Annotated in this window: 13 protein-coding genes and 1 other RNA gene; all 14 read left to right on the forward strand. The window is 38.6% G+C overall.

Translation table 11 applies throughout. From position 1 onward, the window contains the following. Positions 1-8 precede the first annotated feature (8 nt). Entirely contained in the window at positions 9-479 is a 471-nt protein-coding gene (smpB, locus tag ACSV5T_RS01460) for an SsrA-binding protein SmpB (RefSeq protein WP_004697155.1), read from the forward strand. 150 nt (positions 480-629) lie between these two features. Next, complete coding sequence (locus tag ACSV5T_RS01465; protein WP_438320074.1) at positions 630-1,130, forward strand: hypothetical protein; 501 nt, start codon at positions 630-632, stop codon at positions 1,128-1,130. Then, positions 1,130-1,861, forward strand: coding sequence for a 6-carboxyhexanoate--CoA ligase (locus ACSV5T_RS01470; RefSeq protein WP_438320075.1), 732 nt, complete (start codon positions 1,130-1,132; stop codon positions 1,859-1,861). The genes ACSV5T_RS01465 and ACSV5T_RS01470 overlap by 1 nt, the downstream gene beginning before the upstream one ends. A gap of 1 nt (position 1,862) precedes the next feature. Then, positions 1,863-3,017, forward strand: coding sequence for an 8-amino-7-oxononanoate synthase (gene bioF, locus ACSV5T_RS01475; protein WP_438320077.1), 1,155 nt, complete (start codon positions 1,863-1,865; stop codon positions 3,015-3,017). Between the two features lie 177 nt (positions 3,018-3,194). Further along, positions 3,195-3,536: a transfer-messenger RNA gene (gene ssrA / locus ACSV5T_RS01480) on the forward strand. 385 nt (positions 3,537-3,921) lie between these two features. Beyond that, positions 3,922-5,049, forward strand: coding sequence for an efflux RND transporter periplasmic adaptor subunit (locus ACSV5T_RS01485; RefSeq protein WP_438320078.1), 1,128 nt, complete (start codon positions 3,922-3,924; stop codon positions 5,047-5,049). Between the two features lie 14 nt (positions 5,050-5,063). Beyond that, positions 5,064-8,246, forward strand: a complete 3,183-nt coding sequence (locus tag ACSV5T_RS01490; RefSeq protein WP_438320079.1) for an efflux RND transporter permease subunit — start codon at positions 5,064-5,066, stop codon at positions 8,244-8,246. 155 nt (positions 8,247-8,401) lie between these two features. After that, positions 8,402-9,343 carry a manganese-dependent inorganic pyrophosphatase gene (locus tag ACSV5T_RS01495; protein ID WP_303939778.1) on the forward strand — a complete coding sequence of 314 codons (942 nt, stop codon included), beginning with the start codon at positions 8,402-8,404 and terminating at the stop codon, positions 9,341-9,343. Between the two features lie 104 nt (positions 9,344-9,447). Then, positions 9,448-11,637, forward strand: a complete 2,190-nt coding sequence (gene pcrA / locus ACSV5T_RS01500) for a DNA helicase PcrA (RefSeq protein ID WP_004697124.1) — start codon at positions 9,448-9,450, stop codon at positions 11,635-11,637. Positions 11,638-11,718: 81 nt separating this feature from the next. Then, on the forward strand, positions 11,719-13,722 hold the full coding sequence (gene ligA / locus ACSV5T_RS01505; RefSeq protein ID WP_438320082.1) for an NAD-dependent DNA ligase LigA: 2,004 nt from the start codon (positions 11,719-11,721) through the stop codon (positions 13,720-13,722). 75 nt (positions 13,723-13,797) lie between these two features. After that, positions 13,798-14,088: an Asp-tRNA(Asn)/Glu-tRNA(Gln) amidotransferase subunit GatC gene (gene gatC, locus ACSV5T_RS01510; RefSeq protein WP_295216830.1), complete on the forward strand. Its 291-nt coding sequence runs from the start codon at positions 13,798-13,800 to the stop codon at positions 14,086-14,088. A gap of 11 nt (positions 14,089-14,099) precedes the next feature. Beyond that, positions 14,100-15,560 carry an Asp-tRNA(Asn)/Glu-tRNA(Gln) amidotransferase subunit GatA gene (gene gatA, locus ACSV5T_RS01515; RefSeq protein WP_370816032.1) on the forward strand — a complete coding sequence of 487 codons (1,461 nt, stop codon included), beginning with the start codon at positions 14,100-14,102 and terminating at the stop codon, positions 15,558-15,560. After that, positions 15,557-17,005: an Asp-tRNA(Asn)/Glu-tRNA(Gln) amidotransferase subunit GatB gene (gene gatB, locus ACSV5T_RS01520; protein ID WP_008714014.1), complete on the forward strand. Its 1,449-nt coding sequence runs from the start codon at positions 15,557-15,559 to the stop codon at positions 17,003-17,005. The genes gatA and gatB overlap by 4 nt, the downstream gene beginning before the upstream one ends. A 167-nt stretch (positions 17,006-17,172) precedes the next feature. Next, complete coding sequence (locus tag ACSV5T_RS01525; protein WP_287540043.1) at positions 17,173-17,589, forward strand: DUF4229 domain-containing protein; 417 nt, start codon at positions 17,173-17,175, stop codon at positions 17,587-17,589. Positions 17,590-17,636 lie beyond the last annotated feature (47 nt).

The raw sequence follows: 17,636 nt of genomic DNA on the forward strand, positions 1-17,636 counted from the left end.
AGGTATATATGGCAAAACAATCTAGTCCATCTCTTATTGCTGATAATCGTAAGGCCCGTCATGATTTTAATATTCATGAAACCTATGAAGCAGGCATTGCTTTGACAGGTACTGAAATTAAATCGATACGTCAAGGTAAACTGAACTTAAAGGATAGCTTTTGTCGCATTGATAAAGGTGAACTCTTGTTGTATGGGGTTCATATCAGCCCATACGAACAGGGAAATCGCTTTAATCATGAACCTGAACGGACCCGTAAATTGTTGATGCATAAATCTGAAATCAATAAATTACATGCACAGGTTAAGGAGAAAGGATTCTCTTTAGTGCCGCTCAATTTCCATTTTAGCCATGGTTATGTAAAGGTAACTGTAGGTCTTGTAACTGGTAAAAAGTTATACGATAAGCGGCAAGATATGGCAGAACGCGATGCTAAGCGAGATATTGCAAAGCGTCTCAAAGAGCAACAAAAATATTAAAATAAAAAGATCGAGTCATAATGGCTCGATTTTTTTGTGATATTTGTCAACTTATTTTGTATTTTTAGTTGATAAATGTGTATATTGAAATTATAATGTAAACAAGAGAAGTGTTTGTGGTTGACATTTTCTAAGTAGAGGAGATCCATCATGAATCAGAACATTCGGTACATTACAGAGATTGCTATTTTAACGGCTATGATTACTGTGTTAGGTGCTATTAAAATACCTAATGTCATTCCAGGTATAGAATTTCAACTATCAGCCCCGTTAGCGGTAGCTATATGTGCCGTATTCGGATTTAAGAAATATATTATTAGTGGTTGTCTATCTAGTTTAATCGGCTTAGCGCTAGGTACCCAAACTATATTAAATGTCATGATTGCTATGCAATTCCGCCTCATTGTAGGGTTAATCCTTTGGATGTGCCATAATCATATGATCGGTATTATGATTTCAGGCCCAATTGCATCCGCCTTAGCACGGCTAACATTGTCTATTTATATTGGTAAGGCCGCATTACCTATGGTTGCCTTGGCAGTGCCTGGCATGATTTTTACGGTTATTATGGCTCCTGTATTTGTAAAAGTATTCCGTAAAATCCACAGTCAAGCACATCAAAATCATGTAATAAAAGGCAAGGTATCATAATGAGTGAATTATATAGTGTACGTATGCGTGCAGCACAAGGTGGTCCCCATGAAAAAGGGGGCCACCATATTTCTGGGGCAGAACGTATTGTAAAATTAGATGATGTTGGCGCTATAGCACAATCCTTAGCTGAACGTGCACTGCATCACAGTAAAGGAACAGCTGATTTTATAAATATTACTGTAGATTTAATCCCACCAGAGAAGATTACATATATAGACTGTCTAAAGGTAGAGGAACATAAAACTGGTAGTATTTATGAATCTCATCAATTGGCGACTGAACTATTAGATGGTCCTGCTATTAGTAAGACGGCTGTTCACAAAGCTATTTCTATGTTAAAAAGTTTAGATAGATCCATGCGTGGCGCTATGTTAGTAGATGCTATTACTGGTGAGCGTTTAGATACAGGCAATCGTGGGGTGCGTGTGAGTCACATGGACTCCTTTGACTCTCATGCATTAGGCGATAATGAACATATGAGAGAGGCTTTAGTATTGGCCTCTAAGGTTCAATCCGCAGATGGTATTGTTGGTGAATTATGCTGGTCTGATGATCCAGATTATACAGTAGGCTATGTTGCTTGTAATGGCGTATACCATCGACTTCCCAATATGAAAGAATTAGGGTCTAATATAGGGGGACGCGTTTTCTTTATTCAATCTGATATAGATAGTGAAAGTGTAATTACGTATCTGGAGAGTGCTCCAGTACTTGTTCAACGGAGATAAAATGTACGAATTTTTTAAAGAACAATTAGATACTAAGGTACAGAATCATAATCTACGAACCTTAAAAGAATACTGCCCTATTGATGCAGTGCGAGTAAAACGAGATGATAAAGAATATTTGATGATGGCTTCAAATAACTATTTGGGCTTAACTTTTGATTCTCGTGTAATAGAAGGGGCCCTGAAAGGGACTCAACAATATGGAACAGGATCTGGTGGATCGCGCCTTGTATCTGGTACATTTCCATTATTTATAGAGCTCGAAAGGTCATTAGCTAAATTTAAGAATACTGAAAAAGCCCTTGTATTTAATACTGGTTATATGGCCAATGTAGGAACTATTTCTGCCGTAGCTGATAAGAATACTATTATTTTTAGCGATGCTCTAAATCATGCGAGTATTATAGATGGTTGCAGATTGAGTAGAGGGGCCGTAAAGGCTTACAGCCATTGTGATGTAGATGAATTAAAGTACTTATTAAAACAAGCAGATCGAAATGTACGTAAGCTTATAGTTACAGATGGTGTATTTAGCATGGATGGGGATATTGCACCACTAGATAAACTATATGAATTAAGTCGTGACTATAATGCATTACTCATGGTAGATGATGCTCATGCAACTGGAACTATTGGTAATGGTCATGGTACAGCGGCCTATTTTGGACTTGAAAAAGAAGTAGACATACAACTTGGTACATTGAGTAAATCTTTGGGCTCTGTTGGTGGCTATGTAGCTGCAAATAGCACTATCATAGATTATCTCGTTAATACGAGCCGTAGTTTTATATTCTCTACCGCATTATCTCCTGCTGATATAGGGGCTGCCTTAGCTGCACTACATATTCTTGAATCAGATATATCCGTTTTACGGCGTTTACATAAAAATGTAAATTATATGGCAGACCGATTGATTTCTATAGGAATTGATGCTACCAATGAAACACCAATTTTCCCAATCCTTATTGGACATAACGAGGATACATTAGCCGTTTCGAACTATTTGTATGAGGCTGGAATCATTGGAACTGCTATTCGACCACCTACAGTACCTATTGGTGAAAGTAGAATTAGACTAACGGTGACTGCTGCGTATAATAAAGAACAAATAGATTATGTGTGCCAATCACTGTATAATGCTATGAAACAGTTATAATCATGATAATAGATAATATATCCACTAAAGACAGGGATAAAAGAATCCTTGGATTGGTAAAGTTGTCAAATTTAGATATGTTGAAAAGGCTAAGAGTCGTGAATATACTGAATTGGTGAAGGTTTCATATAATTGACAGTAATACTAAATAGGCTTATAATTATGAGACCGACGCACGGGGATGTAAAGGTTTCGACAGGGGTGCGTGTGGTATAGATAGCGAGTCGGCGTTCCATGAGGCCGTTAAACGGTGGGAAAACATTTAAACGCAGAAGAAAATTTTGCATTAGCTGCATAAGCTACGTCCCTCATACTTGTGCCTACCAAGTGTGAATGGACGTCAAACCGTAGGCTGGCTTAATTCAGTTGTTCATATGAATTAGGCGAGACAATATGAACTGGGGTTGTGTAGCTTGTCTGTGAGCGGTAGCAACCTGAGATCTTAATCATAGACTGTGCTCGGAGAAGTCTATATGGCAACACTTTTGGACAGGGGTTCGACTCCCCTCATCTCCACCAATATTAAAGCTAAAGCTAGAAGAGGCGTGATTACTGTACAAACGCAGTAGTTACCTAATCTTCTAGCTTTTTTTAGTGTTCCTATATGTTCGCTTAAATACGTATTTATTCGCTTGAAATTTCCCCTTTATTTCCCCTTTATTTCCCCACGGAGCACAGATATTTAATTAGAAAATGTGTACACAAAGAATCTAAAATGTCAATAATTTTTATCGTTTTGATTGTGCACAATGAATATGAATTTATATAGATTTTATCTATGTTTTATAAAGGTGGAAGGGTATCGAAAAAATTGACTTTGTCTATAGAATCCTGTAAAATATATAAAGATATTTATGTAATTATGACACATAGATGAATAGTTTCGTGTAAAGGAGTACAGATAATGAAGTTCCGTTATTCCCGTATGTTAGCGGCTCTCGTTGTATCCGCTGTAATGGTTGCTGGTTGTGGCAGTAATCAACAGCAAGCAGGCGATGTGAGTGTCAATGCATACAAAATTACTGCAAGTGATGCACAGGTAAACCAAACCTATGCTGGTACAGTAGTTGCAGAAAACTCTGTAGCTGTACATGCTCGTGTAAGTGGTTACGTAGTTGAAAAATTTGTTAAAGGCGGGGAGCAAGTTGTAGCTGGCCAGCCATTATATCGTATCGATTCTCGTCAATACGAAGCTACTCTTGCTAATGCAGAAGCGCAAGCTGCTCAAGCTAATGCGACTTATAAAAATGCTGAAGTAGACCTTAATCGTTATGAAACATTAGCTCAACAAGATGCTATTGCGCAACAACGTGTAGATACACAACGCAGTACTGTAGAACAAGCTAAGGCAGCTTATGAAGCATACCAAGCATCCGTAAAAATTGCTCAAGATAACTATGGCGATACAATGGTATATGCACCATATTCTGGTACATTACGTATGGATGATATCGATATGGGTACATTTGTACAAGCAGGTTCTACAACATTAGTAACTATTGATTCTATCGATCCTATCTTTGTTGAATTTAGTATGACAGAGCAAGAATATCTTGACTTCATGAAAAATCCAACTGGCGATGATTCCAATGGTCCAAATATTCAATTAAAACTTGCTGATGGCGAAACGTATAATCAACCTGGTTCTATTGTTCAAGCCGCAAAAAGTCTTGATCAATCAACAGGTAAGCTTGTGTTGAAAGCATCTTTCCCAAATCCTGATCATTTGTTGTTGCCAAATATGTTTGCTACAGTAATTTCTCCTGGTCAAAAACTTAAAAATGCTATTCTTGTTCCTAGTCGCGCTATTCTTCAAATTATGGATAAAAACTTTATCTTTGTTGTAAATGCTGATGGTGTAGTAGAACAAAAAAGTGTTGAAGTTGGCGGTACAAGTGGTAGCGATACAATTATCAAAGCTGGTTTAGCACCTGGAGACACAATCATCGTTGATGGTTTGACTAAGGTTAAAAACGGTGCGAAAGTTAATGCTAAATTGCTTTCCAAAGAACAATTAAAAGCTACAAAATAGAAGGGGGCTAGATCGTGTCGAAATTCTTTATTAATCGACCTATCTTTGCCATCGTAATAGCCATTGTTATTACTTTGGTAGGTCTCATTTCTATGATGAACCTCCCGGTAGCTCGATATCCTCAAATTTCTCCACCTACAGTTCGTGTAAATACTGCCTATACTGGTGCAACGGCTCAAGTTGTAAATGATACCGTGGCTAGTGTTATTGAAACACAAATTGTAGGCGTACAAGATATGGACTATATGACATCTAGTAGCTCTAGTAACGGTAGCTACTCTTTGACTGTTCAGTTCAATCAAGGTACAGATGCCGATATGGATACGGTTAATACTCAAAACCGTGTTCAAGCAGCACTTGCACAGTTGCCTGCAGAGGTACAAGCAGTTGGTGTTACAACTACTAAATCCTCTGGTGATATGGCCTTGATTTTCTCTTTGAACTCCCCAAACGGTACATATGACTCCACATTCTTAAAAAACTATGGTACTAACTATATGATGGATGCCATCAAAGCTATTAAGGGTGTCGGTTCTGTACAAGAGTTCGGCTCTGACTATGCTATGCGCATTTGGTTAGATCCAGCGAAGATGCAAAATCTTGGTGTTACCATTTCTGAAGTAACGGCAGCTATTAAGGGGCAAAACTTACAGGCTGCGGCAGGTACAGTTGGTCAAAATCCTACTAATGGGGAGCAAGCATTCCAATATCCTATCAAAATTGAAGGTCGTCTTGTGACGCCTGAACAATTTGGCAATATTGCTATTAAAAGTTCTAATGGTAAGGTATTGCATCTAAAAGATGTTGCTCGCATTCAAATTGGCGCTAAAGGATATGACTTTATTGCTAAGTCCGCTCATAAAGAGGTTGCAGGTTTTGCTATTTCTTTACAAAATGATGCGAATGCATTAGAAACTATTGCGAATGTTAAGAAGGTACTAGATGAACAATCTAAATCTTTCCCACCAGATATGCAATATAACGTAGTTGTAGATAATACTAAATTCGTAAGTGCTTCCATTAATGAGGTAGAGCATACCTTTGTAGAAGCATTGTTACTCGTTCTTATCGTAGTATATGTGTTCCTACAATCCTGGAGATCTACGATTATTCCTATGATTGCTGTTCCAGTATCCTTGCTAGGTACATTTGGTGCTTTCGTATTGCTTGGTTTTTCCATCAATACGTTAACATTATTCGCCATGGTATTGGCAATCGGCCTCGTTGTTGATGATGCTATCGTAGTAGTAGAAGCGGTAGAGTATGAATTAAAATATAATGGCTTACCTCCGAAAGAGGCGGCTATTAAAGCGATGGAAAATGTACAAGGTCCTGTAATTGGTATTGCTTTCGTATTAGTCGCAGTATTCGTACCAGTTGCCTTTATGGGCGGTATGACAGGTATCTTATACAAACAATTTGCCCTAACAATCGCTGTGTCTGTTGTTATCTCTGCAATTGTAGCTCTTGTGTTAACACCAGCGTTATGTGCTACGATGTTGAAACCTCATACGCCTAAAGAGCGTGAAGATTGGGTGCATCGTCAGTTAAATAAATTCAATGCAGCTCTAGAACGTTTCAGCAATTGGTATGGTATTCAATTGGCTCGTTTAAGCCATCGTTTGAGCTTAACTGTTATTGCATTGTTAATCTTTGCTGGTGGTACTGGTTTAGTATTCCATTTCTTACCAACATCCTTTGTACCTGCAGAGGATAGCGGTTATTACATGATTGCTGTTAATGAGCCGCCAGGTGCTACATCAGAACGTACTATGGCTACACTTGAAAAAATCGCATCTTTCTTGGAAGGTAAAAATGATCCTGAAAAGCCTAAGGATGAACAATTATTCCAATCTGTGTTTACTGTAGCAGGCTTTGACCTCTTAGGGAACGGTCAAAAATCTAGTGCTGGTGTAATCTTTGCTACTATGTCTGACTGGAAGTATCGTACAACACAAGCTACATCCATTAACGCTATGATTGGTCAAACATTTGGTTTTGCTGCACAACGTGTTCCTGAAGCTACAGTTATTGCAATTAACCCACCATCTATTCCTGGTCTTGGTACTACTGGTGGCTTTAGCATGTACCTCATTAACAAAGCTGGTGACAGCCCACAAGTTATGGCGGAACGTGCTAATGAATTCTTAGCAGAAGCTCGTAAGAGTCCAGCAATTCAATCTATTTACACTACATTTGAAACATCTACACCATCCTTACAATTTGATGTGAATCGTGAAAAAGCGGCTCAAGATGGTGTGGCATTAGCTGATATCTTTACTACATTGCAAGGTTTCTATGGTAGTATTCAAGTCAATGACTTCACTACATATGGTAAAAACTATAAAGTAGTAGTTCAAGCTGAAGACGCTTATCGTCAAAATGCAGAACAGCTTAATATGTTGGCTGTTCGTAATAGCAAGGGCCTTATGGTTCCAGTATCTAACTATATTACGAAGGAACAAACAGGTACACCATCTAGTATCACTCGTTTCGATAATGCGATGGCTGTACAAATCGGTGGTTCTCAAGCGAATGGTTACTCCTCTGGTGACGCGATTAATGCATTGAAAGAGGCGGCAGCTAAAACTTTACCAGCCGGTTATACATATGACTGGGCAGGTCAATCTCGTGAAGAGTTGAAAGCTGGTTCTCAAACCATCATGATTCTTGGTTTAGGTCTAGTATTTGTATTCTTAATCTTAGCTGCCTTGTATGAATCTTGGAAGGTTCCATTTGCCGTATTGTTCTCTGTACCATCTGGTATGATTGGTGCTTCTTTAGTTCCATTCTTGTTGAACTTTACAGGTAGATATTCCTTAGCTAATGATATTTACATGCAGATCGGTCTCTTAACTCTTGTTGGTTTGGCCGCAAAAAATGCGATTTTGATCATTGAGTATGCTAAGATTCGTGTTGACGAACGTGGCATGAACGTTGTTGATGCTGCTATTGAAGCTGCAAAAATTCGTTTGCGTCCAATCTTGATGACATCCTTTGCGTTCATCCTTGGTGTATTGCCATTGGCAGTATCTACTGGTGCTGGTTCTGGTGCTCGTACATCCATGGGTATTACTGTAGTAGCAGGGATGACAACAGCAACATTGTTTGGTATCTTTATCATTCCAATGCTGTTCATCATCATTGAAACACTTGGACCTGGTTTGTTTACAAACCGCAAAAAAAATCACGACTAATCATTTACATTAGATAATTTTGTAGAATGACAAAAACACGTCACTACTTAGTAGTGGCGTGTTTTTTTATATAATTTATGATATAATAATATAGTTAAAAATCGGATTGACGTAAGTCGATATTAAGTATGAAATTTATATAAAAGAGGTATATTATGAGTGATGTAAAAACATATGTAGCAGGTCATAAAAGCCCTGATACAGATTCTATTTGTTCTGCTATTTCCTTTGCTAATTTTTTAACACAAATGGGTACACCCGCTACTCCAGTATGTGCAGGTGAAGCAAATAAAGAAACAACATATGTATTGAATCATTTTGGTTTTGAACACCCTCAAATCGTTAAGAATTGGGAAGAATTCGCTCCAGAAGGCGGCAACTTGTACTTAACTGACCACAACGAATCTAAACAAATCATTGATGGTTACAAATCCATGAATATGTGTGGCGTTGTGGATCATCACCGCATTGGTGACTTTGAAACTGATGGTCCTGTATTTATGCGTTTAGAACCAGTAGGTTGCTCCAATACAATCATTACTAAATTGTACATTGAAAACAATCAAGCAATCCCTAAAGCTATTGCAGGCTTGATGTTGTCTGCTATCATTTCTGATACTGTTTTATTCCGTTCTCCAACATGTACTGAAACAGATAAAGAAATGGCTCACAAATTGGCAGAAATCGCTGGTGTAGATATCGAGTCCTATGGCCTTGATATGTTAAAAGCTGGTGCAGATATTTCTGATTTGACTAACGACGATATCGTTCGTACAGACATGAAAGAATTCTCCGAAGCAGGTAAAACGATTTCTATCGGTCAAATTTCTGTTATGGATACAACAGATGTATTGGCTAAACAAGCTGAACTTGTAGCTGCATTAGAGGCTCTTCGCAGCGCTAATAACTATGATGCATCTTACATCATGGTTACAAATATTCTTGATGAAAGCACTACATTGTTATTCAGTGGTGATGTGGAAGCAGTAGTAACAAAAGCATTTGAAAAAGAAGTTAAAGACAATGGCGTATTCTTGCCAAATACTATGTCTCGTAAAAAACAAATCGTACCACCAATTCTTGGTGCTATGAAATAGTATAGTAGTATACAAAGGAAAAAGAACGTTGCTTGCAACGTTCTTCTTCTCTATTTATATGATTATGAAATTATAGTATATGTAAGGGCGATAGGGGTGTTCCGATGAATTCATTATTAACAGGTTTAAATAAAGAGCAACAACAAGCCGTTCAACATACGGAAGGCCCTTTATTGATTTTAGCTGGTGCTGGATCTGGTAAAACAAAGGTGTTAACCGTTCGCATTGCACATTTATTGGCTCAAGGTGTTAATCCATATGAAATCTTGGCGATTACATTTACCAACAAAGCGGCTAAGGAGATGAAGAGCCGTGTAGAAGGTCTTGTTGGGGATGTAGCCAATCGTATTTGGCTTAGCACATTTCATAGCTTCTGTGCGAAATTCTTGCGTTTTGAATTAGACAACTTCTTAGGTTATAACAGTAACTTTACAATCTACGATACATCTGACTCTCAAGCTGTTATTAAGGCTGCTTTAAAAGCATTAAACCTCGACGATAAATACTATCCTGTAGGTGCTATGATTGGTGCCATATCTGATGCAAAAAATAAATTGTTATTTGCCTCAGATTTTAGAAAGCAAGCAAGAGACTTTTACCAACAAAAGGTTGCTGATGTATATGAGTATTATGAACGGGAATTGCGTAAGAATAATGCTCTAGATTTTGATGATCTTTTATTGGTAGCTGTTAAATTATTGCAGTCCAATGAGGCTGTGTTAGATAAATATAGCAAGCGTTTTCGTTATGTTATGATCGACGAGTATCAAGATACGAACCATGCTCAATATTTATTGGCTAAATTATTAGCCTCTCATTGGAAAAACATTGCCGTTGTAGGTGATGCTGATCAAAGTATCTATGCATGGCGTGGCGCAGATATTCAAAATATCTTGGACTTTGAAAAGGATTATCCAAACTGCACATCTATCAAGTTGGAACAAAACTACCGTTCTACAAAGATTATTCTTGATGCAGCCAATGCAGTAATTGAAAATAACGAAGGTCGTCCTAAGAAAAATTTATGGACCGATAAGACAGAAGGGGCTAAAATTCAGCATTTTACGGCTCAGTCTGAACATGAAGAAGCTGCTTTCATCGGCGATACTATCGCTAAAAAGCACGATATTCATGGTGTGCCTTATGGTGATATGGCTATTTTGTACCGTACAAATGCTCAATCTCGTGTACTTGAAGAGGCACTTATCAAACGGGCTCTGCCATATACGATGGTAGGGGGCACGAAGTTCTACGATCGTAAAGAAATTAAGGACGTTTTAGCTTACTTACGCGTGTTATACAATCCATTCGATGATTTGAGTTTATTGCGTATCATCAATGTACCTAAGCGTAGTATTGGTGCTACTACAGTGGCAAAACTACAAGATTATGCTCGTGCAAATGGCACGTCCTTGTTTATGACATTAACACAGCTGCATCTAGTAGATACGATTAAAGGTAAGACAAAGGAAAAGTTAGAAGAATTCGGCATCCTTATCTTTACTCTTGTAGCTGAAATGGAAGATAAAACGGTACTTGATATCTTAGAATCTATTCTTGATAGAACCGGATACTTGGCACAATTAGAAGAGAGTACAGATCCACAAGATCAGGCTCGCGCTGAGAATATCGGTGAACTTTTATCTGTAGCTAAAGACTTCCAAGATACAAATCCAAATGGTACAGTGGAAGACTTCTTGGAACAAGTAGCACTCGTAAATGATGTTGATTCTTTCGAGCAAGAAGAGTCTAAAGTGACATTGATGACATTACATGCTGCGAAAGGTCTGGAGTTCCCTATTGTATTCTTAGGTGGCTTGGAGGAAGGTTTATTCCCTCATAGTCGCACCTTGATGAATCCTGAGGAAATTGAAGAGGAACGCCGCCTTGCTTATGTAGGTATTACTCGTGCTGAAAAGGAATTATATATTTCTAATGCCACTACGCGTACCGTATTTGGACGCACTAGCAGCTATTTACCATCTCGTTTTATCGATGAAATTCCAGAAGAGTTAGTAGATGGTTTGCGTGCTAAGCGTAAAGTACCTGATGATATTAAGCGTCATGTGCCGCAACATATGAGTGTCACAAGCCGACCAGTTACAAAGCCAATCGTTCGCAATGAAGTAATTGCCGATTGGAAGGTTGGCGATACGGCTATTCATAGTAAGTGGGGCAATGGTAAGGTTATCAATGTTGCCGGCGAAGGGGCTGGTATGAAGCTGACAATTGAATTCCCCACACAAGGTGTACGTGTAGTAATGGCAAAATTTGCACCTGTTAAGAAGGGATAAAACTTGTGTATGGCAGTTAACCTCTCTACATTACTTGTTAGGAACGTATAGAGTGTTACTGCACAGTAAAAGGGATGTAATATGAATCCGAAAGATAGAATTAAAGAGTTACAACAAGAGCTAACTCATGCGCAGTATTTATACTACGTAAAAGATGCTCCTACAATGAGTGACTTTGAATATGATAAAAAATATCGTGAGCTTGTTGATTTGGAAACAGCTCATCCTGAATATATTGTGCCATCATCTCCAACACAACGGGTAGGCATGAAGGTGGAAGGTTCTTTTGAAAAGGTCGTCCATGGCCGCCCTATGTTGAGCTTATCTAATGTATTTAGTGCTGATGAAGTACGTGCATTTGCTAGCCGTGTAGAGAAGGAATTAGGTCATAAGCCTTCTGCTTATGTGGTAGAACTTAAAATCGATGGTTTAGCTGTTAATTTACACTATGAGAACGGCATGTTTGTACGTGCTGTAACACGTGGTGATGGTCGCGTTGGTGAAGACGTAACTGCTAATGTGCGTACTATTAAATCCATTCCTTTATATCTAGAGGATGCGCCAGAATTTATCGAGGTTCGCGGTGAAGCATATATGCCTCATAGTGAATTTAAACGTATAAATGAAGAACGTGACGAAGAGGGCTTGCCTACCTTCGTAAATCCTCGTAATGCAGCAGCTGGTTCTTTGCGTCAGCAAGATCCTGCCATTACGGCGAGTCGTAATTTAGCATTCTTTGCCTATGCAATCGGCTCTGAAGTGGGGGCCAATATTCATAGTCAAGAGGAATTGCTACAAAGTCTAGAAACGTTCAAGTTTTCTGTAAATCCTCATTATCGCGTATGTAAAACAATTGATGAGGTAATCGAAGCTATTAATTATTGGGGTGAAAAGCGTCATGAGTTGCCTTACGACACAGATGGCATGGTAATTAAGGTTAATAGTTTTGACGACCAAGAGGTACTTGGTAGTACTGCAAAGGATCCTAAATGGGCAACAGCATACAAATATCCACCAGAAGAAGTGGAAACCATTCTTAAGGATATCACTATCAATGTGGGGCGTACGGGGGTTCTTACACCAACTGGTGAATTGGAATCTGTATTCGTATCCGGTACAAACGTAAGTCGTGTTACATTACATAATCAAGACTTCATCAATGAAAAAGATATTCGCATTGGTGACCACGTGATCATTCACAAGGCAGCCGAGATTATTCCAGAGGTTATTCGCGTAGTTCCAGAAAAACGAACTGGTTCTGAAGTGCCTTTCACAATTCCTAATACATGTCCTGTATGCGAATTTCCTGCAGTTCGACGTGAAGGTGAAGCCGCTGTTCGTTGTACCAATAAACATTGTCCTGCCATTGAAAAGGAACAAATTATCCATTTTGCATCTCGCGATGCTATGAATATCGATGGTCTCGGGCCTAGCATTGTAGAAAACCTAATCAATAATAAGTTGATTACTAATGTGGTGGATTTATATCATTTAACGGTAGATCAACTAGTTACCATGGACCGAATGGGTAAGAAGTCTGCTGAGAATTTGGTGAAAGCCATCGCAGACTCTAAAACTCGTGGGTTAGACCGCGTATTGTATGGCCTCGGTATTCGCCTAATTGGATCTAAAGCAGCCGGCACAATTGCAAGTGTTGTAAAATCTATGGAACGATTCATGACTATTACTAAGGAAGAACTCGTTGCAGTAGAAGAGATTGGTCCTACTATGGCTGATAGTATTGTTGAATACCGTCAAGATCCTGCTCATGTAGAAATCATTGAAGGTTTAACAGCGGCAGGACTTAAGATGACTGTAGATGTTGTTGAAGCAGCAGGCAACCAAATGGAAGGCGAAATCGTCGTTCTCACAGGTAAACTTGAAGTTATGGGCCGCAGTGAAGCTGGTAAGATTCTTGAAGCTCATGGGGCTAAGGTGACAGGTTCCGTCTCTAAGAAAACAACCCTTGTTATTGCTGGCGAAGACAGTGGTAGTAAGCTTACTAAAGCAAATGAATTGGGTATTCGTGTTATGAATGAAGAAGAGTTTGTAGAACTCCTACGCGAACTCGGAGAAATCCAATAGACATACATTCTTACAATTTTTTGAAAATATATATTATTTGCTTTATAATAAGTAATTATGAAAGGATGTGTTCCGATGAAAATCAGCCAAGAGGAAATTAAAAAGATCGCCTTACTTTCACGATTGGAAGTTAAGGAAGAACATATGGCACATGTAGAAAAAGAGTTATCCGATATCTTGACTTATGTTGCTGAACTAGATGCATTAGAGCTTAATGATGTAGAACCAATGGCTCATGCAGTACCATTGAACAATGTATTTAGAGAGGATGAAACAAAACCATCCTTAGACCATGATTTAGCTTTGTCCAATGCTCCAGAAGCAGAGGATGGGTACTTTAAAGTACCTCGCGTTGTACAAGAATAGGAGGTTTCGCTGTGGCAACAATTCATGAATTACACAAGAAACTAGTGAATAAAGAAATCAGTGCCGTTGAATTGACGAATGCTGTTATTGCACATAAAGCGAAAGTGGAACCGACTGTACATGCGTACTTATCCGATTCTCATGATCGTGCTTTAGCTACAGCTAAGCTTGTAGATGAAGCAATTGCTAAAGGTGAAGCTATTTCTCCATTGGCAGGTATCCCTGGTGCAATTAAAGATAATATTTGTATTAAAGATGAACCTGCAACATGTGCATCTAAAATGTTAGAGAACTTTGTACCTCCATACAATGCGTCTGTTATTGAACGTTTACAAGATAATCAATTTGTAAGTCTTGGTAAACTTAACATGGACGAATTTGCTATGGGTGGTTCCACAGAGAACTCTGCATTAGCAAAAACGACTAACCCTTGGAATGCAGATTGCGTACCAGGTGGTTCTTCTGGTGGTAGTGCTGCAGCTGTATCTAGTGGCTCTGCAATTTGGGCTCTTGGCTCTGATACTGGTGGTTCTATTCGTCAACCAGCGTCCTTCTGTGGCGTTGTAGGTTTAAAACCAACATACGGTAATGTATCTCGTTATGGTTTAATCGCCTTTGCATCCTCTTTGGACCAAATTGGACCTATTACTCGTGATGTAACAGATGCTGCTTTAGTATTAAATGCAATCTCTGGTCATGATGCGAAAGACTCCACATCCATTCCAGGTGCTCGTGTAGACTACACTACAGCTCTTGTAAATGATGTAAAAAATCTTAAAATCGGTGTGCCAAAAGAATTCTTTGGCGAAGGTCTCAATAGCGAAGTTCGTAAAGCTATGGAAGAGGCTATCGAAACATATAAAAAATTAGGTGCTGAAATCGTTGAGGTTTCCTTGCCTAACTCTAAATATGCGTTGTCTGCATACTATATCATCGCATTGGCAGAAGCTAGTTCCAACTTGGCTCGTTATGACGGTGTAAGCTATGGAATGCGCGTATCTGCAGATAATCTTGTAGATATGTCTACTAAAACTCGTACAGAAGGTTTTGGCCCTGAAGTACAACGCCGTATCTTGTTAGGTACCTATGTATTGAGCGCTGGTTACTATGATGCTTACTATTTGAAAGCATTAAAAGTACGTCGCCTCATTAAAAATGAATTTGATGAAGCATTCTCCAAAGTGGATTTGATTTTAACACCAACTGCACCTAATACATCTTATAAATTTGGTGAAAAAGCAAATGATCCATTGGCAATGTACTTAGAAGATATCTGTACAGTACCAGCAAACCTTGCAGGTATTCCAGGTATTAGCATTCCAGCAGGTATGAGTAGCAGCAATTTGCCAATTGGCTTACAATTGCTTGGTCCTGCTATGGGTGAAGAAACATTGTTACGTGCTGCTTTCACATTTGAACAAGCACGTCCAGATTGTCAATTAGTAGCACCAACTGGGGAGGTTTCTCTATGAGTAGTAAATACGAAACAGTCGTTGGTTTAGAGGTTCATACAGAGCTTAAGACTAAGTCTAAAATCTTCTGTGGTTGTACCACTGAATTCGGCGGCGATCAAAATACACATGTATGCCCAGTATGCCTTGGCTTACCTGGTGCTATGCCTGTGTTAAATAAACAAGTAGTGGAATTTGCTATCAAAGTAGGTTTAGCATTGAACTGTGAAATTCTAAACTTTAACAAATTTGACCGTAAAAACTACTACTATCCAGATTTGCCTAAAAATTATCAAACATCTCAATATGATTTGCCAATTTGCTTGAATGGTCATTTAGACATCGAAGTAAATGGTGAAACTAAACGCATTGGTATTACGCGTATTCACATGGAAGAAGATGCAGGTAAACTCGTTCACAGTGGTAACACTATTTCCGATTCTAAATCTTCTAACGTTGACTACAACCGTACAGGTGTTCCTCTTCTTGAAATCGTATCTGAACCAGATATTCGTTCCGGTGCAGAAGCAAGAGCATATGTTGAAAAACTACGTTCCATCTTGCAATACTTAGAAGTATCTGACGGTCGTATGGAAGAAGGTTCCTTGCGTGGTGACTGTAACGTATCCGTACGTTTGCGCGGTACTAAAGAGTTTGGTACGCGTACAGAAACTAAGAATGTTAACTCCTTAACAGCTATTCAAAAGGTTGTTGAATATGAAGCCTTGCGTCAAGCTAAGTTGATCGAAGCTGGCGGTAAAGTAGATCAAGAAACACGTACTTGGGATGATGCTCAAGGCATTACTATTGGTATGCGTAAGAAAGATGAAGAAAACGATTACCGTTACTTCCCTGAACCAGACTTGGTACCAATTGTAATTACGGACGAAAAAATTGAAGAAGTACGTCGTGCGCTACCTGAATTGCAAGATGCTAAGATTGAACGCTTTGTATCTGAATATGGTTTGTCTCGTGAAGACGCAACAATCCTTACTGTATCTCGTAAAACTGCAGATTTCTTAGATGCTACTGTAAAAGCAGGTGCAGATGCTAAGACTGTTGCTAACTGGATGCTTGGTGACTTGTCCAAGATGATTAATGAAAGTGGTTTAACATTCGCTGAATCTAAAGTAAGCCCAGAAAACTTGGCTGGTATGATTGCCCTTATCGATAAAGGTACAATCTCTGGTAAAATTGCGAAAAAAGTTATCGTATCCATGTGGGAATCCGGCAAGGATGCTGATACTATCGTAAAAGAAGAAGGTCTTGTTCAAATTACAGATACTGGTGCTATTGAAGAAATTGTTAAGCAAGTTATTGCTAATAATCCACAACCAGTGGCAGATTTCAAAGGTGGCAATGGTAAGGCTATTGGTTTCTTAGTAGGTCAAGTTATGAAGGAATCTAAAGGCCGTGCTAACCCTGGTATGGTAAATCAATTGCTTCAAAAATACTTGAAAGACTAATTTGCCCGTTAGCCTATAGTCATATAAGCAATACAAACAAAAATATCCCCTAGAGATATATGAATTTATATCTATAGGGGATATTTATTTGCATTTTTATCATAGAAATATGGTATAATAAGTTGTATAAAATTAATTATTATTTTGGTCATATAAAGGACGTAACGATGTCTGATCAACACAATACAAATAACAATCAAAATACATATAGAAATAATGAACGTAGCGATAGCTTTGGTAGTAATGCTCACTTCGGAGAGCCAAATACACGGGTATTATCTGATGATGAACGCCGTGACTTTGATGGTGTAACCATTGAAGAGGTAGGAGACTCTGTTCATGTGGACTCTACACCTAGTAATATGAACGAAGAGTATCAACGCGGTGAAGAGTACAATCAATATGGCCCTCATGTTAAGGTGTATAGCTTTAATAGTACGAGTTGGCTAAGTCGTATTGTTTTAATTATCATTCTAGCAATTGTATTAGCAGCTGTAGTATTTTTTGGTGGCATTATCCTATCTGTTGTAGGGGTTGTCATTTTAGTGGGAGCTATTGTTTCCTTTATCTTTGGCCTCTTTTAATGGTATAATATATATATTATGACTAGACGGTGGCTGAGCCATTCGAT

The sequence above is a fragment of the Veillonella sp. ZSJB6 genome (assembly GCF_051549505.1).
Classification (GTDB): Bacteria; Bacillota; Negativicutes; order Veillonellales; family Veillonellaceae; genus Veillonella.

What these genes read in the sequence shown, in the direction of transcription:
- gatC (WP_295216830.1), top strand. Translation starts at nt 13,798, where the DNA reads ATGAAAATCAGCCAAGAGGAAATTAAAAAGATCGCCTTACTTTCACGA.
- ligA (WP_438320082.1), top strand. Translation starts at nt 11,719, where the DNA reads ATGAATCCGAAAGATAGAATTAAAGAGTTACAACAAGAGCTAACTCAT.
- ACSV5T_RS01465 (WP_438320074.1), top strand. Translation starts at nt 630, where the DNA reads ATGAATCAGAACATTCGGTACATTACAGAGATTGCTATTTTAACGGCT.
- ACSV5T_RS01525 (WP_287540043.1), top strand. Translation starts at nt 17,173, where the DNA reads ATGTCTGATCAACACAATACAAATAACAATCAAAATACATATAGAAAT.
- ACSV5T_RS01485 (WP_438320078.1), top strand. Translation starts at nt 3,922, where the DNA reads ATGAAGTTCCGTTATTCCCGTATGTTAGCGGCTCTCGTTGTATCCGCT.
- smpB (WP_004697155.1), top strand. Translation starts at nt 9, where the DNA reads ATGGCAAAACAATCTAGTCCATCTCTTATTGCTGATAATCGTAAGGCC.
- ACSV5T_RS01470 (WP_438320075.1), top strand. Translation starts at nt 1,130, where the DNA reads ATGAGTGAATTATATAGTGTACGTATGCGTGCAGCACAAGGTGGTCCC.
- ACSV5T_RS01495 (WP_303939778.1), top strand. Translation starts at nt 8,402, where the DNA reads ATGAGTGATGTAAAAACATATGTAGCAGGTCATAAAAGCCCTGATACA.
- gatB (WP_008714014.1), top strand. Translation starts at nt 15,557, where the DNA reads ATGAGTAGTAAATACGAAACAGTCGTTGGTTTAGAGGTTCATACAGAG.
- bioF (WP_438320077.1), top strand. Translation starts at nt 1,863, where the DNA reads ATGTACGAATTTTTTAAAGAACAATTAGATACTAAGGTACAGAATCAT.
- pcrA (WP_004697124.1), top strand. Translation starts at nt 9,448, where the DNA reads ATGAATTCATTATTAACAGGTTTAAATAAAGAGCAACAACAAGCCGTT.